At 65.5% G+C, this 21797-nt stretch carries 17 protein-coding genes; 7 read left to right on the top strand and 10 right to left on the bottom strand.

The window, feature by feature from the left end:
- Nucleotides 1-52 precede the first annotated feature (52 nt).
- A complete protein-coding gene (locus ACY34H_RS05145) occupies nt 53-586 on the bottom strand; it encodes a 2,4'-dihydroxyacetophenone dioxygenase family protein (protein WP_464976416.1) in 534 nt (177 codons plus the stop codon).
- 136 nt (nt 587-722) lie between these two features.
- On the opposite strand from ACY34H_RS05145, the gene ACY34H_RS05150 reads away from it, so the two are divergent.
- The gene (locus ACY34H_RS05150) at nt 723-1670 is read left to right on the top strand and encodes a LysR family transcriptional regulator (protein ID WP_464976417.1); all 948 of its coding nucleotides are present in this window, start codon (nt 723-725) and stop codon (nt 1668-1670) included.
- Nucleotides 1671-1686: 16 nt separating this feature from the next.
- Here the strand turns inward: ACY34H_RS05150 and ACY34H_RS05155 are convergent, their stop codons facing one another.
- On the bottom strand, nt 1687-2118 hold the full coding sequence (locus tag ACY34H_RS05155) for a hypothetical protein (RefSeq protein WP_464976418.1): 432 nt from the start codon (nt 2116-2118) through the stop codon (nt 1687-1689).
- A gap of 293 nt (nt 2119-2411) precedes the next feature.
- On the opposite strand from ACY34H_RS05155, the gene ACY34H_RS05160 reads away from it, so the two are divergent.
- Nucleotides 2412-2921 (top strand): host attachment protein, encoded by a 510-nt coding sequence (locus tag ACY34H_RS05160; RefSeq protein ID WP_464976419.1) that lies wholly within the window; start codon nt 2412-2414, stop codon nt 2919-2921.
- A gap of 247 nt (nt 2922-3168) precedes the next feature.
- A complete protein-coding gene (gene modA, locus ACY34H_RS05165; RefSeq protein ID WP_464976420.1) occupies nt 3169-3903 on the top strand; it encodes a molybdate ABC transporter substrate-binding protein in 735 nt (244 codons plus the stop codon).
- Between the two features lie 7 nt (nt 3904-3910).
- On the opposite strand, the gene ACY34H_RS05170 is transcribed toward modA, so the two are convergent.
- On the bottom strand, nt 3911-5905 hold the full coding sequence (locus ACY34H_RS05170) for an LTA synthase family protein (RefSeq protein WP_464976421.1): 1995 nt from the start codon (nt 5903-5905) through the stop codon (nt 3911-3913).
- A 214-nt stretch (nt 5906-6119) separates the two neighbouring features.
- Between ACY34H_RS05170 and ACY34H_RS05175 the strand changes: the two genes are divergently transcribed.
- Together ACY34H_RS05175 and ACY34H_RS05180 are read left to right on the top strand one after the other, a co-directional pair.
- Entirely contained in the window at nt 6120-9548 is a 3429-nt protein-coding gene (locus ACY34H_RS05175) for a hybrid sensor histidine kinase/response regulator (protein WP_464976422.1), read from the top strand.
- Nucleotides 9529-10455, top strand: a complete 927-nt coding sequence (locus tag ACY34H_RS05180; protein ID WP_464976423.1) for a response regulator — start codon at nt 9529-9531, stop codon at nt 10453-10455. The genes ACY34H_RS05175 and ACY34H_RS05180 overlap by 20 nt, the downstream gene beginning before the upstream one ends.
- 224 nt (nt 10456-10679) lie before the next feature.
- On the opposite strand, the gene urtE is transcribed toward ACY34H_RS05180, so the two are convergent.
- From urtE to ACY34H_RS05215, 7 genes are all read right to left on the bottom strand, one after another.
- A complete protein-coding gene (gene urtE / locus ACY34H_RS05185; protein ID WP_464976424.1) occupies nt 10680-11378 on the bottom strand; it encodes an urea ABC transporter ATP-binding subunit UrtE in 699 nt (232 codons plus the stop codon).
- Nucleotides 11379-11396: 18 nt separating this feature from the next.
- Nucleotides 11397-12176 carry an urea ABC transporter ATP-binding protein UrtD gene (gene urtD / locus ACY34H_RS05190; RefSeq protein ID WP_464976425.1) on the bottom strand — a complete coding sequence of 260 codons (780 nt, stop codon included), beginning with the start codon at nt 12174-12176 and terminating at the stop codon, nt 11397-11399.
- Nucleotides 12173-13306 (bottom strand): urea ABC transporter permease subunit UrtC, encoded by a 1134-nt coding sequence (gene urtC / locus ACY34H_RS05195; protein WP_464976426.1) that lies wholly within the window; start codon nt 13304-13306, stop codon nt 12173-12175. The genes urtD and urtC overlap by 4 nt, the downstream gene beginning before the upstream one ends.
- Complete coding sequence (urtB, locus tag ACY34H_RS05200; protein ID WP_464976427.1) at nt 13303-14913, bottom strand: urea ABC transporter permease subunit UrtB; 1611 nt, start codon at nt 14911-14913, stop codon at nt 13303-13305. Before urtB ends, urtC begins: the two co-directional genes overlap by 4 nt.
- Before the next feature lie 68 nt (nt 14914-14981).
- Complete coding sequence (gene urtA / locus ACY34H_RS05205; RefSeq protein ID WP_464976428.1) at nt 14982-16229, bottom strand: urea ABC transporter substrate-binding protein; 1248 nt, start codon at nt 16227-16229, stop codon at nt 14982-14984.
- A 27-nt stretch (nt 16230-16256) separates the two neighbouring features.
- The gene (locus ACY34H_RS05210; protein ID WP_464976429.1) at nt 16257-17363 is read right to left on the bottom strand and encodes a porin; all 1107 of its coding nucleotides are present in this window, start codon (nt 17361-17363) and stop codon (nt 16257-16259) included.
- 177 nt (nt 17364-17540) lie between these two features.
- Complete coding sequence (locus ACY34H_RS05215; protein WP_464976430.1) at nt 17541-18491, bottom strand: MerR family transcriptional regulator; 951 nt, start codon at nt 18489-18491, stop codon at nt 17541-17543.
- Between the two features lie 140 nt (nt 18492-18631).
- Here ACY34H_RS05215 and ACY34H_RS05220 point away from each other — a divergent pair, with 140 nt between their 5' ends.
- Both ACY34H_RS05220 and ACY34H_RS05225 read left to right on the top strand, forming a co-directional pair.
- The gene (locus ACY34H_RS05220) at nt 18632-19087 is read left to right on the top strand and encodes a fasciclin domain-containing protein (RefSeq protein ID WP_464976431.1); all 456 of its coding nucleotides are present in this window, start codon (nt 18632-18634) and stop codon (nt 19085-19087) included.
- Between the two features lie 208 nt (nt 19088-19295).
- Nucleotides 19296-21794 carry a TonB-dependent receptor gene (locus tag ACY34H_RS05225; protein ID WP_464976432.1) on the top strand — a complete coding sequence of 833 codons (2499 nt, stop codon included), beginning with the start codon at nt 19296-19298 and terminating at the stop codon, nt 21792-21794.
- Nucleotides 21795-21797 lie beyond the last annotated feature (3 nt).

Raw genomic sequence — 21797 nt, forward strand, 5'->3', positions numbered from 1 at the left:
GGCGGGCTGTCTCCTGTTTCGGGCTAGCGCTGCTGGAACCGGGGTGCTGCCGTTACCGGATGGAGCGCCGGACGTAATCGGTACCGAGGCCGACTGCCTCGTAGTGCTTCACCGCGGCTTCGAGCTTGGTGAACACATCTTCATAGCCGACCGGCCTGCCTTCCTCGTCGAGGTAGGTGTAAGCCCCCGTCACGTGGAACAGCGTCATCATTTCGCTCACGTCTTCCGGCACATACAACGTGTGGATCTCGCCGGGAATCTCGTGGGCATACGAGCCCTCGATCGCGGTCCAGTCATGCTCGAGGTAATACCAGCGGCCCTTCAGCACGTGGGCATGCACCGGGCCGTCATGGCGGTGGCGCGACAGCACGCCGCTTTTTCGCACGCGCAGCACATTGACGAAATAGCCCTGCGTCACGTTCAGGATCAGCGGGCGAAACCACACGTTCGGGGCCTGCGGCACCCATTCGCGTTCGTCCTCCGGCACGGCATCCGGCACGACGAGGTCGTTGATGGCGAAGCGCGGCAGCGGCTGGGGGAAGCCGACCAGGTTTTTCGGGTGAGTACGTTCGGTGGACTTGGACACGCTGGATCTCCTTGTTTTATCGCTGGGAAGGTGCGTTGTACGCACGGTGATGTCCTATCTTGCGGCGCGCGGGGTACGCCCGCAATGCGATAATCGTCAATGGGTTATGACGAAAATTCACAGCAGCGGAGAGCCGGTGACGATTCAGTTGAGCGAGTTGGAGGTGTTCCTGGCGGCCGTCGAGACGGGCAGCTTTTCAGCGGCCGGGCGCCGCCTCGCGCTATCGCCGTCGGCAGTGAGCAAGCTGGTTTCGCGGCTGGAGGACCGGCTCGACGTGCGGCTGTTCCACCGCACGCCGCGCATGCTGACGCCTACCGACACAGGCCGGGTGTTGTACGAGGAAGGACAGGAGATTTTCGCGGCTCTGAGCAGCGCCGAAAACGCCGTGCTGTCCTGTTCGGGCACGGTCAGCGGCACGCTGCGCGTGCATTCGATGGTCAGCTTCGCCAAGCACCAGCTGGCGCCAGTAATTGGCGAGTTCCTGACCCGCTACCCGAAGCTGCGCGTGGAGTTTCACCTGACCAATGAGCCGGTCGATTTCGTCGAGCAGCGCATCGACGTGTCGATCCAGGGCGGCCCGCTGCCCGATTCCTCGCTGGTGGCGCGGCGCCTGCTCGACAGCCCGTGGATCGTGTGCGCTGCCCCTGCCTACCTGGCGCGCCATGGCACGCCACAAACGCCGGACGACCTGGCACGGCACAACTGCATCAACTTCAGCCACCGCGCCGACTGGAACCTGTGGCCGGTGATGCAGGAGGACGGGCCCCGCATGGTCACGGCAAAGGGTAACCTCGGCGCGAACCAAGGCGACATGCTACTGGCACTGGCGCGGCAGGGGCTCGGGCTCGTTCGCCTGGCCCGCTTCCATGTGGGCGACGACCTCGCCGCGGGGCTCCTGGTACCGGTGCTTACGGCATTCCAGCCTCCAGGGCAGGAACCACTTTACCTGGCCTGGCAAAGCCGCAAGCACCTCAGCCCGCGCGTGCGGGCGTTCCTCGAATACATGCAGGAAAAGTTCTCCGCGGGCGCCAAGCCGGATGTGCGGGTCGCCACGGAGCGGCCCGCCGCCCAGCCGGCCGGCTGAGCGGTCGCAGGGAGCGTCAGGGCTGCTGCCCGCCCCCGGTCAGCGACGTGCCATGGCCGGACGACGTACCCGTGCCGGTGCGCGTATCGGCGGCGCTGGCCGCCTCGCCCAGGCCGGTGCCGCCGGCCGCCGCCGAATCGGTCGCGGGGCTCATCCGGTCGGTGGACACCGTGCCACCCGGCGTGCCCGGCATGCCGGTCGCGTCGACACCGTCATCGCGCAATCCCTTGCCGCCGGGGCCGGAACTACCGGGCTGCTTTGCCGCCGCGGACGCATCGGTACCACCGGCGGCGCCCACCACTTCGGCACCCGGCGCCGCCGGTGCCGGCTGCGCCGGCACCGGCCGGGCGCCCTGCTCGGCCAGCGTATCCTGGTTGGTTGCCCGTTGCGCATTGCCGGCGCCCTGGCCGCCCCCGTTCTGCAAGTCTTTCTGTTCGTTTGCCATCATGCCCTCCTGTGATCTTGGATCGGCACATTGTGCGCAAGTCGCGCGCCGGCGCGCGCACGGTTCGCGGACCGGCAGCCCGGCTGTTTCGCCCGGGGCCGCCCCCCCGCCGCGTTGGTGCGCCGGGGTTCCGGCGCCGGGGCTATACTGGCCTCGCCATGACCGGCATGCGGATGGCAGCCGGCGTTCCTGGCCCGCGCGGCGGGCATGCGGACTTCATGGCACTGCGCTTGTTTCCGGCGGTGTCCCATCGCCGAAACATACTATTCACGATCACATAACGAGACTGGAATAGCATGAAACCAACCTGGATTATCACGGCCAACGCAGGCCGGGCAAGGATCTTCGAGGAATCCGCGCTGACCGAACCCCTGCAGGAAATCGAAGACATGGTCAGTCCCGGCGCAAAGCAGAGCATCTCGGACGTCGTCACCGATCAGGCCGGCCCCACGGCCGCGGCCAAGAGCAGCCACAACATCGGCAGCGGCAACCAGGCGCCCGGCATCGCGCACAATGCCAATTCGGGCGCGCCGAACAAGCAGTACCAGCCAGCTGTCACTCCCAACGAGGCCGAGGCAGTGAAATTCGCCAAGGATATTTCCTCCTACCTGAGCAAGGCACACCAGGAAGGCCGCTTTGCCCACCTGGTCATTTCGGCCTCGCCACAATTCCTGGGCACACTGCGCACGGTCATCGATCCACAGCTGAAAGACCTGATCAAGACCGAGTTCAACAAGGACTACACGCACTTCAACGGCCCGCAACTGCGCGAGCAACTGCAGGCGCTGAAGGACAAGCAGGAATAAGGCAGGCGTCGTTTGCCGCGCACCGCTCGCCATCCAATCGGGTGCCGCGGTGCGCTCGCGCCTCGGCTCCCTGCCGCGCTTCCCGACGCGCACCGGCTGGCGGCAAGCCGTCAAGCCAGGCACTCCCCCACACGCTGACCCCAACCATATTGACCGACTACGCCAAATAGCCAGCGGGAGTCAACGCGTCGCTGGTGGCAGCGCTATATACTCATGTATATTGCGCCTTCCACAACCAGGAGCGACGATGCGAAAAAAATTTCTTGCCGCGGTATTCACGGCGGCGATCCCGATGCTGGCCGGCGCCGCCGATGTGACCGTTTCCGCTGCCGCCAGCCTGACCAATGCGTTCAAGGAACTGGCGCAGTCGTTCGAGGCGGCCCACCCGGGCAACCGCGTGCTGCTGAACTTTGCCGCCTCCGATCCGCTCGTACAGCAGATCGCCAAGGGCGCACCGGTTGACGTGTTTGCCTCCGCCGACCAGGAAGCGATGGACAAGGCCGAGAACCTGAAGCTGCTGGCACCGGGCACGCGGCGCGATTTCGTCAGCAACACGGTGGTGCTGATCGTGCCGGCGGGCAGCCGGATCGCTTCGCTGGCGGACCTGCGCGGTGCGCAGCGGCTGACCACCGGCAATCCGGCCAGCGTACCGATCGGCCGCTACACGCAGGAGGCGCTGACGAAGGCGGGGCTGTGGGCGGGCCTGGAAGCGAAATTCGTCTTCGGCACGTCGGTGCGACAGAGCCTCGACTACGTGGCGCGCGGCGAAGTCGATGCGGGCTTCGTCTACGCCACCGACGTGATGGCGCAAAAAGACAAGGTGAAAGCCGTGGCCACGATTCCGACCGCGACGCCGGTGCGCTACCCCATCGCCATCGTCGCCAACGCACCGCAGCCGGCACTGGCGCGCCAGTTCGCCGGCTATGCGGCGTCCGGCGCCGGCCAGGCGATCCTGGCGAAGTACGGCTTCGGCAAGCCATGACACACGGCTATCTGCCTGGCGGCAACCGGTACACACCTTCCCGGTACATCAGCGACGGCAGCATCACGTGCGCCATCGCCCGTTCCACCTGGGCCGCCGTCGGCTTGCCGGCCGCATCGTTGTCGAATTCGCCCGTCGCCATGTCGTAGTGGCCCAGCAAGGGGCTGCCGGAAGGCCGCAGCACGGTGGCGGTACTGCCTTCCAGATAAGCAAAGTAGTTATTGAACTGCAGCAGTGCCCGGCCCGGCGACGTGCTGTCGCGCACCAGGTCGCGCCCGATCATCGGGTGTTCGCTGGCCACGCCCATCAGCGACAGCAGCGTCGGCCCCAGGTCGATCTGGCTGGCCATCGTGGCGATGCGCTTTGGCGCGATGTCCGCGCCGAGGATCAGGCCGGGGATGTGGAATTTCTTCACCGGCACCAGTGCATTGCCGTACACGCGGTTGTCATGGTCGGCCACGATCAGGAACACGGTGTCCTTCCAGTAGTCTTCCCGCTTGGCTGCCGCGATGAACTTGCCGAGCGCGAAGTCGGCGTACTTGACGGCGTTGTTGACCGTCTGCTTGTCCGCATCGTGCAGCGCGATTTTCCCGTCAGGGAATTCGAACGGCTCATGGTTCGACGACGTGAAGATCAGGCTGAAGAACGGCTTGCCTTCCTTGTGCAGTGCTTTCAGCCGTTCCAGCGACTTGTCGAACAGGTCTTCGTCCGAGGCGCCCCAGCTGCCGGTGAACTTCGGCTTCATTTGCTTGCGGTCGACGATCTTCTGGAAGCCGTTGCCGGTGAAGAAACTGCGCATATTGTCGAAGTGCGCCTCGCCACCGTACACGAATTCCGTGTGGTAGCCCTGCTGGCCCAGCCCGGCCGCCAGCGTATAAAAGTTCGTCTGCGACAGCGACAGCTTGACGACGCTGCGCGCCGGCGTGGGCGCATAGCCCGCCACCACCGCCTCGATGCCGCGTACCGACCGGGTGCCGGTCGCATACAGTTGCTCGAACCACCAGCCCTCGTTCTTCAGTTTTTCCAGTTCCGGCGTCAGCGGCAGGCCGCCCAGCGATTGCACGAAGGTCGCGCCCAGGCTTTCCTCCAGCACGATCACCAGGTTCAGTGGCCGGTCGCGGCGGATCGCCGGCTCCTGGCGGTGCAGCGTGGGCAGCGCCGGATCCGTGAAACGGACATCGCGCAGCCACGGCACCGCCTTCACCTCGGCCAGCACGCGCGCCCGGTCCATGTCGCCATAGATTTCCGACGACGTCTTTTCTTCCAGCATCGAGGCCAGGCCTTCGAGCATCGACCACGGCGAATTGATGATCAGCGAGTTGACCATCGCATCGCTGGTCAGCGCGAACAGGGCCGCGTTGGCCGGGCGGTGGGCGGTCGTCGAGCGGATCTGCATGACGACTGCCAGGCAGATCAGCGGCCATGTCAGCAACAGCTTCCAGGCCGGCCACATCGTCACGCGCGCCGATCCGGCGCGCAGCAGCCGGTGGATGGCCACGCCCAGCAGCACGGTGCCGGCCATGCCGAGGATCACCGCGATGCGGAATCCGTTCCACAAGGTCGACAGCACTTCGACCGGGTCGGACAGGTATTCGACGAACAGCCGGTTCGGCCGCACGTCGTACTGCATCACGAACTGCGGCGTGGAAAACTCCATGAACACCACGAAGACCAGCGCGGCCGTTGCCCATGCCAGCGTCAGCCCGCGCCACAGTGCGGCCAGCCGGCGATAAGCCAGCAGCGGTGCCAGCAGCAGCGGAACGGCCAGCAGGTAGCCAAGCAGGATCAGGTCGGCACGCACGCCCTGCACCAGCATCTGCACCGGGATGCCTTCCGTGGCGACACGCTGCCATTGCCATGCCATCAAGCCGATGCGCGACAGCGACAGAACGGCCAGGCCGATCAGCAGCATGCGCAGCAGGATCGCATAGGGCCCGGCCCAGGAAGCACGCTCCAGCGGCCGCGTGGCCAGCTCATGCAGGACTGGATTCTTTCTATACATTGAGCTTTCCTGCGGGAATTTATGGGCGATCGGCCATTCTACGCTCATGGCCGAGCAGCTTTCAATCGAATAGTTCTTTGAATCCACAATGGCTGAGCGGGCAAAGTTCTTGCTAATCAGATAGATAAAGCGCCTTGCAGCGCCCATGAATCTCGGGCAATGACTGCCCGCATACCCTCCTATTGCCCCAAGTTGGGGCATCGAAGCCGCCACGATGACGACCGCCGCACCAAAACAAAGCGTTCCCGCCGAGAGCGAGCCGCCCCAGCGCATCATCAAGATCCGCCGGGACTACAACACCTGGGTTGCCAACGAAACGATCGAGGACTACGCGCTGCGCTACACGCCGCGCTCGTTCCGCAAGTGGTCGGTGTTCCGCGTATCGAACACGGCGTTCGGCGCGATCTCGTTCCTCGTGCTGGAAGCGATCGGCGGCACCATCGCCGTCAACTACGGCTTCGTCAACGCGTTCTGGGCCATCCTCACCGTCGGCCTGATCATTTTCCTGACCGGCCTGCCGATCAGTTACTACGCTGCCCGCCACGGCGTGGACATGGACCTGCTGACACGGGGCGCCGGCTTCGGCTACATCGGTTCGACCATTTCATCGTTCGTGTACGCGTCGTTCACGTTCATCCTGTTCGCGCTCGAAGCGGCGATCATGGCGTATGCGCTGGAGCTGTATTTCCACCTGCCGCTCTATCTCGGCTACCTCGTCAGCGCGCTGGTGGTGATCCCGCTGGTCACCCATGGGGTCACGCTGATCAGCCGCATCCAGATGATCAGCCAGCCCATCTGGCTGGTGCTGCTGGCGCTGCCGTTCATCGCCATCCTCCACAAGCAGCCGGAGCTCGTCGGCGAGCTGGCGCATTTCACCGGCCAGTCGCCGGACAATGGCGGCTTCAACATGCTGCTGTTCGGCGCCGCCACCGCGGTGGGGGTGGCCCTGATCACGCAGATCGGCGAACAGGTCGACTTCCTGCGTTTCATGCCGGAGCAGACGAAGGAAAACCGCCTGCGCTGGCACCTGGGCGTGCTGGTCGCGGGGCCGGGCTGGATCGTGCTCGGCATCCTCAAGATGCTGGGCGGCGCGCTGCTGGCGCTGCTGGCGATCAAGGGCGGCGCCTCGCTGGCCGAAGCGGTGAACCCGAACCAGATGTACCTCGCCGGTTTTTCCGAGGTATTTTCAAATCCCACGCTGGCCGTGCTGGCGACCGCGCTGTTCGTCGTCATCTCGCAGGTCAAGATCAACATGACCAACGCCTACGCCGGTTCGCTGGCCTGGTCGAATTTCTTTGCGCGCCTGACGCACAGCCATCCGGGCCGCGTGGTGTGGGCCGTGTTCAACGCGCTGATCGCCGTGCTGCTGATGGAGCTGGACGTGTTCCAGGCGCTGGACCAGGTACTGGGCCTGTACTCGAACATCGCGATCGCGTGGATCACGGCGGTGGTCGCGGATCTCGTCATCAACAAGCCACTGGGCCTGAGCCCTCCCGGCATCGAGTTCCGCCGCGCGTATCTGTATGACATCAACCCGGTCGGCGTCGGTGCGATGCTGCTGGCGTCCGTGCTGTCGGTCGCCGCGTTCACCGGCCTGTTCGGCGCGCAGCTGCAGGCCTTTTCGGCCTTTATCGCGCTGGGCACCGCCCTGGTCGCATCGCCGCTGATCGCCTGGGCCACGGGCGGCCGCTATTACCTGTCGCGGCCGGCCCACGGATGGGGACATGCGCATACCAAGGTCTGCTGCATCTGCGAGAAGGAATACGAAACCGAGGACATGGCGCACTGCCCCGCCTACCAGGGGCCGATCTGCTCGCTGTGCTGCTGCCTGGATGCCCGCTGCGACGATGCCTGCAAGCCGCACGCCCGCTTCGCCCACCAGTGGGAAGGGGCAATGAAGAAACTGCTGCCCGCGTCGATGTGGCCCTACATGACGAGTGGACTCGGCCACTACCTGATGCTGATGGTGGTCACCGTGCTGTTCGTGGGCGCCCTGCTCGGCCTGTTGTACGTGCACGAGCAGAAGGCGCTGGGCGAGGCGGCGACCGCGCTGCTGCCTGCGCTGCGGCTGGCCTACCTGAAGATCTTCGCGGCGCTGCTGCTGGTCAGCGGCATCGTCGCGTGGTGGCTCGTGCTCACCGGTGCCAGCCGGCGCGTGGCGCAGGAGGAATCGAACCGGCAAACCAGCCTGCTGCAGCGCGAGATCGAACTGCACGGCCGCACCGACGCCGCCCTGCAGCTGGCCAAGAAACAGGCCGACGCAGCCAACCAGGCCAAGAGCCGCTACATCGCCGGCATCAGCCACGAGATCCGCACGCCGCTGAACAGCATCCTCGGCTACGCGCAACTGCTGGACAACGATCCGGCAATTCCCGCGCACCGCCAGCAGGCCATCCGCGTGATCCGCGGCAGCGGCGAACACCTGCTGTCGCTGATCGAGGGCACGCTCGACATCGCCCGCATCGAAGGCGGCAAGTTCAGTTTCGACATCCGCGAAGTGGATTTCCACGACTTCATCGGCCAGCTGGTGCGCATGTTCGAACAGCAGGCCGCCGCCAAGGGCCTGGCATTCCGCTACGAGCCGGCCGGCGAACTGCCGCAGGTGGTGAGGGCGGATCGCAAGCGGCTGGGCCAGATCCTGATCAACATCCTCGGCAATGCCGTGAAGTTCACGCGGCATGGCACCGTCACGTTCCGCGTGCGCCATGCGCGCGACCTGGTCACCTTCGACATCGCGGACACCGGCGCCGGCATCCTGCCCGACGAGGCGGAGCGCATCTTCGAGCCGTTCTCGCGCGGCAGCGCCGCCAACGGGCCGGGCGCGGCACCCGGCACCGGCCTGGGCCTGCCGATCAGCAAGATGCTGACGCAGATGATGGGCGGCGAGCTGACGCTCGACAGCACGCCCGGTACCGGCAGCACGTTCCGCATCCTGCTGCGGCTGCCGCGCGTGCATGGCGCCACGCCGGCCGCCGTGCGCGGCCCGGCCCGCACCGGCTACGCCGGGCCGCGCAGGAAGATCCTCGTCGTCGACAACGAGCAGGTCGACCGCGAGCTGCTCGTCAACATCCTGGCGCCGCTGGGTTTTGAAACGGCGCAGGCGCAGTCCGGCCAGCAATGCCTCGACCTTTACCGGGAGGTCCAGCCGGACCTGATCCTGATGGACCTGGCGATGCCGGGCATCGACGGCTGGGAGGCCAGCCGCGTCATCCGCCATGAACACGGTTCGCCGGTACCGATCCTGATCGTGTCCGCCAATGCCTACGACAAGGCGCTGGAAAACCCGGCCGGCATCCCCGCCGAGGACTTCATCGTCAAGCCCGTCAACGTGGCGGAACTGCTGGAACGCATCGGCCGCCGGCTGGCGCTCGAATGGCTGACGCAGGCCCCGCCGGCCGCGCCCGCACCGATCGCACCGGCGCCGCTGCGTTTCCCGCCGGCCGCGCAACTCGATGCGCTGCGCGACCAGATCGCTTCAGGCTATGTGCGCGGCATCCGCACGCAGCTGGACGAGATCGCCGCGCTGGCCCCCGATTACGATGCCTTCGTCGCAGCGCTGCGCGGCCATGCCGCCCGCTTCGACCTGGAGGCGATGTCACGATTCCTGGAACAGGGAGAACACCATGTCAAGCAAACCACCTGACCGGCATGCCAGCCACGTTGTCCTGATCGTCGACGACGTGCCGGAAAACCTGGCCGTGCTGCACGACGCGCTGGACGAAGCCGGTTTCACCGTCCTCGTCGCCAACAACGGTCCCGCCGCGCTGGAGCGCGCCCGGCAACTGGTGCCGGACATCATCCTGCTCGATGCGATGATGCCCGGCATGGACGGCTTTGAAGTATGCCGCCACCTGCGCGCCAGCATGATCACGCGGGCGATCCCGGTCGTGTTCATGACCGGGCTCACGGAACCGGAGCACGTCGTCGCCGCCTTCGACGCCGGCGGCACCGACTACGTGACCAAGCCGGTGCGGCAAAGCGAAGTGCTGGCGCGCATCGCCGCCCACCTGCAGACGGCGCGGCTGATGAACCAGGCCAGAAGCGCGCTCGACGCCTTCGGCAACGCGATGCTGGCGGTGACGCCGCACAATGGCCGCATCGTCTGGCAAACGCCGCTGGCGCGGCAGTGGATGGGCCAGTATTTCGACACGGCGGAGGCCACGCCGCCGGCACTGGCCGCCTGGCTTGCCGGCGACAAGAGCATGCCGCTGACCATCATCCGCGGCGCCAGCCGGCTTGTGTTCACGGTGGCGGACCTCGGCAGTGAACAGTGGATGATCGTGCTGCGCGAGGAATCCGATACCGCGCGGGTGCAGGCCCTGATGGCGCTGCTGAAGCTCACGCAGCGCGAATCCGAAGTGCTGCACTGGGTCATGATGGGCAAGACCAACCGCGACATCGGCGACATCCTCGGCACCAGCCCGCGCACCGTCAACAAGCACCTCGAACACGTGTTCCACAAGCTGGGCGTGGAAACCCGCACAGCCGCCGCCGCCCTGGCGCTGAACCGGATGCGGGCCAGCGCGCCGGCGGCCGCCGAAGCGGTGTGATGTGGCTACCGGCAGTTGCGCAACTGGGGTCTGTCCCCGGTAAGTGTTGAAAAGAGAGCTTGCTGTTAGCTTGACGAGGGGACTGACCCCGGTTTTTGGATGCGCCGATGCAACGCCGGCAAAAACCGGGGTCAGTCCCCTCACAACGCTGACAACTCGTGGAGTCGATAACACTTACCGGGGACAGACCCCAGTAGCTTCAGTGCCATACGCGACATCCAGCATCAAACCGCCAGATGCCGCCGCACGTGCTCCGCCCCCATCTCCGCCGCATCCCCGCTGGCCACCACCTCCCCGCGCGACATGACCACGAACTTGTCGGCCAGTTCGTGCGCGAAGTCGAAGTACTGCTCGCACAGCAGGATGCCCATGTCGCCCCGCTCGCGCAGCAGACGGATCACCCGGCCGATATCCTTGATGATCGATGGCTGGATGCCTTCGGTGGGTTCGTCGAGGATGATCAGGCCCGGCTTCTGCAGCATCGCCCGGGCGATCGCCAGCTGCTGCTGCTGCCCGCCGGATAAATCGCCGCCGCGCCGGTGCTTCATCTCCTTCAGCACCGGGAACAGTTCATACACTTCGCCGCTGATCGTGGCCGCCTCGCGGGACGACAGCGTGGCCATTCCCATCGTCAGGTTCTCTTCCACCGTCAGCCGGGCAAAGATCTCGCGACCTTGCGGCACATAGGCGATGCCCGCCCTGGCGCGCTGGTGCGGCTTCAGCTTCGTGATGTCGCGGCCGTTCCAGCTTACCTTGCCGCGGGCGACCGGCAGCACGCCCATCAGGCATTTCAGCAGCGTGGTCTTGCCCACGCCGTTGCGGCCCAGCAGCGCCATGCACTGGCCCTTTTCCACCGTCAGCGACACGCCGCGCAGCGTGTGCGACGAGCCGTAGTACTGGTTGACATGTTCGACTTGCAGCATATGCGTTCCCGCCTTTCTTTATCGTCCCAGGTACACGTCGATCACCCGTTCATCGGCCTGCACCTCGTCCATGCGGCCCTCGGCCAGCACCGAACCTTCATGCAGCACTGTCACCTTGCCCTGCTGGGCGATCTCGGTCACGAAGCCCATATCGTGTTCGACGACCATGATCGAATGCTTGCCGCGCAATTCGTTCAGCAGTTCGGCGGTGCGTGCCGTTTCGGCATCGCTCATGCCGGCCACCGGTTCATCGAGCAGGATCAGTTGCGGTTCCTGCATCAGCAGCATGCCGATTTCCAGCCACTGCTTCTGGCCGTGCGACAGCAGGCCGGCCAGCCGGTCTTCCTGGCCGTTCAGCCGGATCAGTCGCAGGATCGACGCGATCTTGTCTTCCTGCTCGGAAGTCAGCCGGGCGAACAGCGTGGGGCGCACGCGCTTGTCCATCTTCATCGCCAGTTCCAGGTTCTCGAACACGGTGTGCTGCTCGAATACCGTGGGACGCTGGAACTTGCGGCCGATGCCGGCGTGGGCGATTTCGTATTCCGTCATCGTCGCCAGGTCATAGGTCTGGCCGAAAAAGGCGGTGCCGGAGGTCGGCCGCGTCTTGCCGGTGATGACGTCCATCATCGTCGTCTTGCCGGCACCGTTCGGGCCGATGATGCAGCGCAGTTCGCCCACCGAGATATCGAGATTGAGCTTGTTGATGGCGCGGAAGCCGTCGAACGACACGGTGATGTCGCTCAGGTACAGGATCGCGCCGTGGGTGGTGTCGAGCCCTTCGCGTTTCAATGCACTCATGCCGCCTCCTTCGATTTTTCTTCCGCCGGCGTTTCCGCCGGGGCCTTGCGGCGGATGGATTTCAGGTCCTCGAACAGGCCCAGGATGCCCTTGCGCATGAACAGCGTGACCAGGATGAACAGCAGGCCCAGGGCGAACAGCCACAGGTCGGGGAAGGTGGCGGTGAACCAGCTTTTCAGGCCGTTGACGGTGAACGCGCCGATGATCGGGCCGACCAGCGTGCCGCGTCCGCCGATCGCCACCCACACCACCATTTCGATCGAGTTGGCCGCCGACATTTCGGAAGGATTGATGATGCCCACCTGCGGCACGTACAGCGCGCCGGCGATCCCGCACAGCACGGCGGACAGCGTCCACACGAACAGCTTGAACCACAGCGGGTCGTAGCCGATGAACATCAGCCGCGATTCCGAGTCTCGCACGCCCTGCAGCACGCGGCCGAGGCGCGACGTGACGATCCAGCGGCACAGCAGCAGCGCACCGACCAGGAAAGCCAGCGTGACGATGTACAGCACCGCCCGCGTGCCCGGTGCCGTGATGTCGAAGCCGAGGATGCGCTTGAAGTCCGTGAAGCCGTTGTTGCCGCCGAAGCCAGTATCGTTGCGGAAGAACAGCAGCATCGCCGCATACGTCAGCGCCTGCGTGATGATCGAGAAATACACGCCCTTGATCCGCGAGCGGAACGCGAAGTAGCCGAACACGAACGCCAGCACGCCGGGCACCAGCACCACCAGCAGCATGCAGTACCAGAAGCTGTCCGTCATCGCCCAGTACCACGGGTACTCCTTCCAGTCGAGGAAGACCATGAAGTCCGGCAGGTTGCTCTGGTAGACGCCGTCGCGGCCGATGGCGCGCATCAGGTACATGCCATGCGCATAGCCGCCCAGCGCGAAGAACAGGCCGTGGCCCAGCGACAGGATGCCGGTGTAGCCCCACACCAGGTCCAGCGCCAGCGCTGCCAGCGCGAAGCACATGAACTTGGCCACCAGCCCCAGCACGTAGCTGGAGATGTGCAGCGCATGGCCGGCCGGGAACATGAGGTTCAGCAGCGGCAGCGCGGCGGCCACCACGGTGACCACGGCCAGCGCGGTCCAGGCGCGTTTCGAGAACAATGACTTGCGGGCGCTCATTCGACGCTCCTTCCTTTCAGCGCGAACATGCCCTGCGGCCGGCGCTGGATGAAGATGATGATGAAGACGAGGATCGCGATCTTGCCCAGCACGGCGCCAGCCACGGGTTCCAGGAATTTGTTGACTTCGCCCAGGCCCAGCGCGCCGATCACGGTGCCGGCCAGCTGGCCGACGCCGCCCAGCACCACCACCATGAACGAGTCGACGATATAGGCCTGGCCCAGGTCGGGCCCCACGTTGCCGATCTGGGACAGCGCCACGCCGCCCAGGCCGGCGATGCCGGAGCCGAGGCCGAACGTCATCATGTCGATGCGGCTGGTGGGCACGCCCACGCAATCGGCCATGCGGCGGTTCTGCATCACGGCGCGCACGAACAGGCCGAGGCGCGTCTTGTTGAGGATCAGCCAGACGGCGGCCACCACCAGGGCGGCAAAGATGATGATCGCGATGCGGCTGTACGGCAGCACCAGCGAACCCATGACCGTGACGCCGCCGGCCATCCACGATGGATTGGCCACTTCCACGTTCTGCGCGCCGAACACCGTGCGCACCGCCTGCATCAGGATCAGGCTGATGCCCCAGGTGGCCAGCAGCGTTTCCAGCGGGCGGCCATACAGCCAGCGGATGACGGTGCGCTCCAGCAGCACGCCGACGGCGAACGCCACGAAGAACGCGCACGGCAGCGCGGCGACCAGGTACCAGTCGAGGGCGCCCGGGAAATACTGGCGGAACACCGCCTGCACCAGGTACGTGGTGTAGGCGCCGATCATCAGCAGTTCGCCGTGCGCCATGTTGATGATGCCCATCAGGCCGAAGGTGATGGCCAGGCCCAGCGCCGCCAGCAGCAGCACGCTGCCCAGCGACAGGCCATAGAACAGGTTGCCCACGAATTCGGCGCGCGACGTGCGGCCGTCGATCGCATTGAGCGTGTTGGCCGCGGCCAGGCGGAGGTCGCCGTCCGGCTCCGCATGGCTGCCGTCGGCGTTCTTTTCCAGCATGGCCTGCAGCTGCGGGCGCAGCGACGCGGTGCCGGTATCGGCCAGCGCGAGCACGGCGGCCTTGCGTACGGCAGCATCGGGAGATTGCAGGTCGGCCACCGCTTTCGCCGACTGCAGCGTGGCCTTGATATCCGGGTCCGTCTCGACGGCCAGCGCCTTTGTCACCAGCGGCAACTGCTCCGGCGTGACGCCGCGGTCCAGCAACGCCTGCGCGGCGGCGCGGCGCTGCGCGGCATCCGTCGACAGCAGCGCCATGCCGGACAGCGCGCCATCGACCGCGCCGCGCAGGCGGTTGTTGACGACCACGCCGTCGATCCCGTCGGGTAGCGGGCCGGTGGCGCCGGTGGCCGGGTTCCAGGCGCTGTCGTCGGTGACCACCAGCACGTCGCCTTCCGGGGTGGCGTACAGGCTGTCGTCCTTCAGCGCCTGCAGCACCTTGCGGGCGTCATCGTTGGCCAGCGCGGCGATGCGGACGACGGCCTCGATGCGCGCATCGGAGTCGTCGCCCGCCAGGGGTTTCAGGATATTCGGGTCGATCGCTGCGTGGGCGGACAGGCTTGCAAAGCCCAGCACCAGCAGCGCAGCGAGAGTTCGGAGGAAATGCGCCATATCGTGGTCCTTTGTGGATGCGGAGGCAGCCATCGGCAGCCTCCGCATCCGTGGTTTTGCTGCTTTCCTTACAGCTTCTGCTTGCCCTCGTTACCCTGGATGAACGGGCTCCATGGCTGCGCGCGCACCGGCTCCTTGGTCTTCCACACCACCGAGAACTGGCCGTCGCTCTTGATCTCGCCGATCATCACCGGCTTGTGCAGGTGGTGGTTCGTCATGTCCATCGTCAGCGTGTAGCCCGAAGGCGCCTTGAAGGTCTGGCCGCCCATCGCCGCGATCACCTTGTCGGTATCGGTGGATTTCGCCTTTTCCACCGCCTGGGCCCACATGTGGATGCCGACATAGGTCGCTTCCATCGGATCGTTGGTCACCGCGGTGGCGGCATTCGGCAATTTCTTCGCCGCCGCGTAAGCCTTCCACTTCTTCACGAACGAGGCGTTGGTCGGGTTTTTCACGGATTCAAAGTAATTCCATGCGGCCAGGTGGCCCAGCAGCGGCTTGGTGTCCACGCCGCGCAGCTCTTCCTCGCCGACCGAGAAGGCCACCACCGGCACGTCGGTCGCCTTCAGGCCGGCATTGCCCAGCTCCTTGTAGAACGGCACGTTGGAATCGCCGTTGATCGTCGACACCACGGCCGTCTTGCCGCCGGCGGAGAACTTCTTGATGTTGGCGACGATGGTCTGGTAGTCGGCGTGGCCGAACGGCGTATAGACTTCCTGGATGTCGCTGTCCTTGACGCCCTTCGATTTCAGGAAGGCGCGCAGGATCTTGTTGGTGGTGCGCGGATAGACGTAGTCGGTACCCAGCAGCACGAAGCGCTTGGCGCCGCCGCCATCCTTGCTCATCAGGTATTCCACGGCGGGAATCGCCTGCTGGTTCGGTGCCGCGCCCGTGTAGAACACGTTCTTTTCCAGTTCCTCGCCCTCGTACTGCACCGGGTAGAACAGCAGGCTGTTGGTTTCCTTGAACACCGGCAGCACGGACTTGCGCGACACCGACGTCCAGCAGCCGAACACCGCGGCCACCTTGTCCTTGGAAACGAGCTGGCGCGCCTTCTCGGCGAACAGCGGCCAGTTCGACGCCGGGTCGACGACGACGGCTTCGAGCTTCTTGCCCATCACGCCGCCCTTGGCGTTGATCTCCTCGATCGTCATCAGGGCGACGTCCTTCAGCGACGTTTCCGAGATCGCCATCGTGCCGGACAGCGAGTGCAGGATGCCGACCTTGATCGTATCGGCGGCGTAGGCAGGCAGGCCGGCGGCGCACAGGGCGGCAGCAGCGGCAATGGAAGTGACGAAATGGCGGCGGGTTTGCATGGTGATCCTCTTCTCGATGAGTTGATATCAGTACTGGAGCTGGAGCGCGACAACGAAGCGCGACTGGTCGGAAGCACGGGTCATCTTCGTGCGCGAGTAGACCGCACCAAGCTGGGCGTTGTAGCCGTCGATGATCCAGTTCACGCCCACGTCTTCCTGGCGCGTGTCGATGCCGGTATCGGCCTCGAATTTCTGGTAGCGCACGTAGGGCTGCAGGCTGCCGAGGGCGATCGGGAAGATGTAGCCGCCGCCGGCCGACCAGGCCTTGCCCTGCTCGGCAAGCACGGCGTTGCCGGTGTCGTAGTCGTAGTAGGCCGCTTCGACGGATACGGCGCCCGCGGTGCCGAGGCGCTTCTCCATCAGGAAGTCGACGTTCCAGGATTCGTAGTCGCCGATGGCGGCCGTGGTCAGCACGCCATCCTTCTGCTGGCGCCCGGCCAGGCCGATGGCCAGGATGTCCTTGCTGCCCAGGTAGCTGCCGGTGCCGTAGTAGCCCGGTTCGGCATCCCAGAAGTCGTATTGCAGGCGGCCGGCGAACATCGGCTTGTCCGATGCATCGATGCCGGCGGCCCTGGCCTGGTCGTCGGTCAGCGAACCGATGCCGAAGGTGTGGCCCTCGAAGGCGCCGAACGAGTAGCCCAGCTTGCCGCCGGCCAGGTTACCCCAGACCACCACGCCGTCGTCACGGCCACGGAAGATGCCGCCGTTGTAGCCGTAGCGCGACGCCACGCCGGCCCAGTAGCCGCCGCCCAGCGAGTAGTACGGGCCCGCCATGTTGGCGCGGTCGCTCGGCGACAGCAGCCGGCCGGCCCACACGTTCAGTTCCGGCGAAATCGCGAACTGCGCGGCCGCGTCGAGCACGCGGATGCGGTCGCCGTCCCACTCGGTGTTGAACATGCCCTTGATGTTCTTGTTCAGCGAGGCGCCGAGGAAGATGCGCGCGCTGTCCAGGTTGAAGTCGTTGCTGTGCGAACCGTCCGGCGCGCCGTTCTCAATACTGGAGTAGCTGCCGCGCATGCCGAAACCGACGCTGACCGACTTGTCCTCCCCGAATGGAATCGTGGCCCCGGCCTGGGCGTCCAGCGCCGCCAGCGACGTGGCAGCCAGCAGTACTCCCGTGCAGATCGACTTCATTGGCATCCCTTTCGTTGTGTGATGTTGTAGACACATCATCACCAACCGGGACGCGGATGGACATACGTAAGGTGACGTAGTGGCGCGCAGCCGACACGCGCCAGTATCCTGATCGAAGCGTCAGGATCGAAAGCATCAGGACCGAAAGCATCGGGATCGGCCCGTCAGGATCGGCGTTCAGGGCCGGGGCGGCAGGCTCGGCAGCGGCAAACCCTCGGCCACCACCAGCCGCTCCATCGCCGTCTCGAGCACGCTGCGTGCCAGGCCGGCGGCATGGCCCAGCTCGCGGTGCAGCTGCGCATCGGCTTCGTTGCGGGAGGCGCATTGCGCGCTGTAGCGCTCGAAGCTGCCCACCATCAGCAGCAGGTCGGACAGGTGGCGCGGACATTCGCAGGCGACCCGGTTGCCGGCCGCGGTGATCGTGGCCAGCGCGGCTTCATCGAAGCGGATCGGCGGCACCCCATCTGCGGCACGGTCGAGCGTGGGCAAATGCCGCCCTGCCAGCGCCGCGTGGCACAGCTGGGCCAGCTCGCCCATTTCGGACGGCATGCGCACCACCATGCAGTCCTGCGCGCGCAGCGCCCGTATCGTGGCGCTGGCGCAGAAGCGGTACAGCACCACCACCGCCGCGGCGCCGGCCGCCGCGCGCGCCGCCGCCACCAGCGGCACCATCGTTTCATCCGGCTCCGGCAACTCCACCAGCAGCACGTCCACCGACGCGCCCTGCAGCGCGGCCAGGTCGCCGTCCAGGCGCGCAGCGACACGCTGCACCTCCAGGCCGTTGCCGGTGGCGGCAACCCGCCGCGCCAGCGTTTCTCCCACCAGAGCCACGCGCAGCAATGCCAGCAGCGCCACGGGAGCACTGCCGCGCACGCCCGCCAGCTCTTCCAGCCGCTCCAGCGGCAATGCTGCCAGCGTGCCGATCGGGTGGCCGTTGTCCACCAGCTGTTTCAGCAGTCCGAGGCGACGTACCTGCCCGGCCGTGTACAGGCGCTGGCCGCGTTCGGAACGCTGGGTTTCCGATACGCCGTAGCGCCGTTCCCAGACGCGCAGCGTTTCCACGCTCAAGCCCGCCAGCCGGGCGGCGACACCGCTGCGATAAAGAGGTTGCTCTGAAGTATTTTCCATATATGAACCGACGTTGAACCATGAATATCCGATGATATCGCGTCAATGCATGGACATTCAATCGTGCGGCTCTTAAATTTATCCCATGAATTGGCAATACAACGGTTCAACCACTGTTCGATAACTCGAGAGGAAACAAAATGAAGAAAATCATGTTTGCAGCAATCTTCGGCATGGCCTTCGGCGCGGCGCACGCGGCCGATATCGTCGACACCGCCAAGTCGGCCGGCACGTTCAATACGCTGGTCACGGCGGTGCAGGCTGCCGGGCTGACGGAAACCCTGAAAGGCCCCGGCCCGTTCACCGTTTTCGCGCCGACCGATGCGGCTTTTGCCAAGGTGCCGAAGGCCAAGCTGGATGCGCTGCTGAAGGACAAGGCCGCGCTGACGAAAGTGCTGACCTACCACGTGGTGCCGGGCAAGGTGATGGCCGCCGACGTGAAGCCGGGCGCCGTGAAGACGGTCGAAGGCGCGAATCTCACCGTGACGGCAAAGGGCGGCAAGGTCATGGTCGACAAGGCCAATGTCGTGAAGACCGATATCGCGGCGGACAACGGCGTGATCCATGTGATCGACTCGGTCGTGATGCCGATGTAAGCGCGCGATCGATCCGGTCCTTGTTCCCCTGGCGGCATGCGCCCATGGCATGCCGCTGGCTTGCGCCCGCGATACGCGGGCTTTTTTTGCGCCGCACGCGACGGTTGCCATGGACAGGCTTTCTTTTCACAAGCCATAAATACTGTTGTCACAATTACTTTCTATGCTCCGGGGTTGATGTTTTTTCCATACCCACCCGGAGTGAAACTTGATCAAGAAGAAAACCACACTGGCGGTCAGCTGTGCGATCGGCGCGCTGGCCGCGCTGGCCATGCCGGCCTTTGCCCAGGTCGCAACAGAGGAAGCCGGGCAGGCGAACCAGCCTGCCGAAGCCACCGATTCCCAGGTGGTGGTCGTCACCGGTTCGGCCCGCCCCCAGCGGCGTTTCGACGTGTCGTATGCGGTGAATTCGCTGTCGCAGAGCGAGGTGCAGAAGCTCGCGCCGCTGAACATGGCCGACCTGCTGGGCAAGATGCCCGGCATCCAGGTGGAAGCAACGGGCGGCGAAGTGCAGAACGTGACGCGCGTGCGCGGCATCCCGACCGACGACGGCTATGCGCTGTTCCAGCAGGACGGCCTGCCGCTGATGACGGAGATTAACGGCTTCTTCTTCCGTGGCGACAGCATGAACCGCTACGACCTGATGACGAAGACCATCGAGGTGGTGCGCGGCGGCCCGGCGCCGATCTACGCGAGCCAGGCGGCCGCCATCGTCAACAGCACCACGGTCACCGGCACGGAAACCACCCGCGGCAAGGCCCAGGTCACCGTCGGCACCACGGGCCTGAAGCGCCTCGATGCCTACCAGGCCGGCAAGATCGACGACCGCACTTTCTATGCGATCGGCGGCTTCCTCCGCGAGGACGACGGCCACCGCGACAACGGCTTTCCCAACGATCGCGGCGGGCAGCTGCGCGCCAACATCAAGCGGGTGACCGATACCGGCACGTGGAAACTGAGCGCCAACTTCCTCAACGACCACAACGTGTTCTACCTGCCGATCCCGGTGGCCGATCCGCGCAATCCCGGTGTGTCCCTCGATCCGTACATCGATTACTTCAAGGGCACGATGAATTCGCCGTCGCTGCGCAGCGTGCGCCAGCAGTACCTCGATGGCACGAACACACTGCAAACCAGCCAGCGCGACCTGGCCAATGGCCGCCATCTCCGCTTCGGCAACATCGGCCTGCAGTACGACGGGGAACTGGGTCCGTGGCAAGTCTCCGCCAAGGCCGGCTTCACGAAGGGCAAGCTGGATTTCGATGCGTTCTATTCGACGTCGAACCCGGCCGATGCCGGCACCTTCGCCAACGGCTTCCTCGCTGCCGCCAGGACCGCGTTCGGCGCGGTGGACCGGCTGGGCTACGCGTTTTCGGGCACCGGCCAGGCCTACGATCCCGCCACCGCGTCGGGCCTCGTGATGCAGGGACAATACCGCGCCCTGAAGTCCGACTTCCACTCGAACCAGGTGGACCTGAATTTCACGCGCAATTTCCAAACCGGGTTGGGAAGCCACGACCTGAAGGTGGGCTTCTATGGCAGCACGTATGGCGCCACCAGCCAGTCGGTCTACAACGACATGCTGATCGAAGTACAGGGCCAGCCGCGCACGCTCGACCTGCTGGCCTACTCTGCCTCCGGCGCGGTGCTCGGTTCGGTCACCGACAACGGCGTGCTGCGCTACACGACGACGCTGAACGGCGGCGAAGTGGATGCCAGGATGGCCGCGCTGTACCTGAACGACACCTGGGATATCACCGACCGCCTGCGCCTCGATGCGGGCGTGCGCACCGAACGCTACAAATACGACGGCTACGCGCTGCTGACAAAGGCGGCCAACCTGGGCAACGCGGCCACGCTGGCCGACAATACCACCCGGGCCTTCACCGGCGAGCGCCAGGAGCACGTCTACAAGCCGCACACCACCAACTGGACGGTCGGCGCCAACTACGACTTTTCGGCCCGCTTCGGCGGCTACCTGCGCGCCTCGCACCTCGAAGTGCCGCCGACGATGCAGGTGGCCGCATCCGTCGATCCGCTCGTGCTGACGACGAAGGCCAACCAGTACGAAGCCGGCTTCAAGACCACCTTCGGCCGCTCGTACCTGTACATCACCGGCTTCTACACGCAGTTCGATCCGCTGAACGCCTCGTTCGTCGCCTTCAACCCGGCCACCGGGCGCAACGACCAGACCGTGCCGTTCTTCGGCAAGGCCGTCATCCGTGGCGCCGAAGCCGACGGCGCGTGGCATGTCACGGACCGTTTCGTCATCAACGCGTCGCTGACCATCCAGGAACCGGAATACCGCAACTTCGTCAGCGCCACCGGGGCCGATCCTTCGCAGGTGGTCGGCAACCGTATCGTCCGCGAACCGAAGGTGTTCGGCAATGTACGCCCGGGCTACAGCTTCAGGGTGGGCGACAGCACGGTCGACCTGAACGGCAGCTATGCCTACACGGGCAAGCGCTATGTCGACCTGTTCAATGCCACCGCGCTGCCTTCGTATCGCTCGGTCGGCGCCGGTATCACCGTCACGCGCGGCGACTGGCAGTTCCAGCTCACCGGCGACAACCTGACGAACGCGAAAGGCCTCACCGAAGGCAATCCGCGTACCGACACGCTGGCGGGCCAGGGCAGCAACGTGGCGATCTATGGCCGTCCGGTGTTCGGGCGCAGTGCACGATTCATGGTGAGCAAGGCATGGTAAAGC

It is taken from the genome of Pseudoduganella sp. jia 9 (genome assembly GCF_055502615.1).

Bases quoted from the DNA above. Each gene is read 5' to 3' on its own strand.
- ACY34H_RS05220 (WP_464976431.1), top strand. From the start codon at position 18,632: ATGAAGAAAATCATGTTTGCAGCAATCTTCGGCATGGCCTTCGGCGCG.
- urtB (WP_464976427.1), bottom strand. From the start codon at position 14,913: ATGGCGCATTTCCTCCGAACTCTCGCTGCGCTGCTGGTGCTGGGCTTT.
- ACY34H_RS05180 (WP_464976423.1), top strand. From the start codon at position 9,529: ATGTCAAGCAAACCACCTGACCGGCATGCCAGCCACGTTGTCCTGATC.
- modA (WP_464976420.1), top strand. From the start codon at position 3,169: ATGCGAAAAAAATTTCTTGCCGCGGTATTCACGGCGGCGATCCCGATG.
- ACY34H_RS05160 (WP_464976419.1), top strand. From the start codon at position 2,412: ATGAAACCAACCTGGATTATCACGGCCAACGCAGGCCGGGCAAGGATC.
- ACY34H_RS05210 (WP_464976429.1), bottom strand. From the start codon at position 17,363: ATGAAGTCGATCTGCACGGGAGTACTGCTGGCTGCCACGTCGCTGGCG.
- ACY34H_RS05170 (WP_464976421.1), bottom strand. From the start codon at position 5,905: ATGTATAGAAAGAATCCAGTCCTGCATGAGCTGGCCACGCGGCCGCTG.
- urtA (WP_464976428.1), bottom strand. From the start codon at position 16,229: ATGCAAACCCGCCGCCATTTCGTCACTTCCATTGCCGCTGCTGCCGCC.
- urtD (WP_464976425.1), bottom strand. From the start codon at position 12,176: ATGAGTGCATTGAAACGCGAAGGGCTCGACACCACCCACGGCGCGATC.
- urtE (WP_464976424.1), bottom strand. From the start codon at position 11,378: ATGCTGCAAGTCGAACATGTCAACCAGTACTACGGCTCGTCGCACACG.
- urtC (WP_464976426.1), bottom strand. From the start codon at position 13,306: ATGAGCGCCCGCAAGTCATTGTTCTCGAAACGCGCCTGGACCGCGCTG.
- ACY34H_RS05215 (WP_464976430.1), bottom strand. From the start codon at position 18,491: ATGGAAAATACTTCAGAGCAACCTCTTTATCGCAGCGGTGTCGCCGCC.
- ACY34H_RS05175 (WP_464976422.1), top strand. From the start codon at position 6,120: ATGACGACCGCCGCACCAAAACAAAGCGTTCCCGCCGAGAGCGAGCCG.
- ACY34H_RS05155 (WP_464976418.1), bottom strand. From the start codon at position 2,118: ATGATGGCAAACGAACAGAAAGACTTGCAGAACGGGGGCGGCCAGGGC.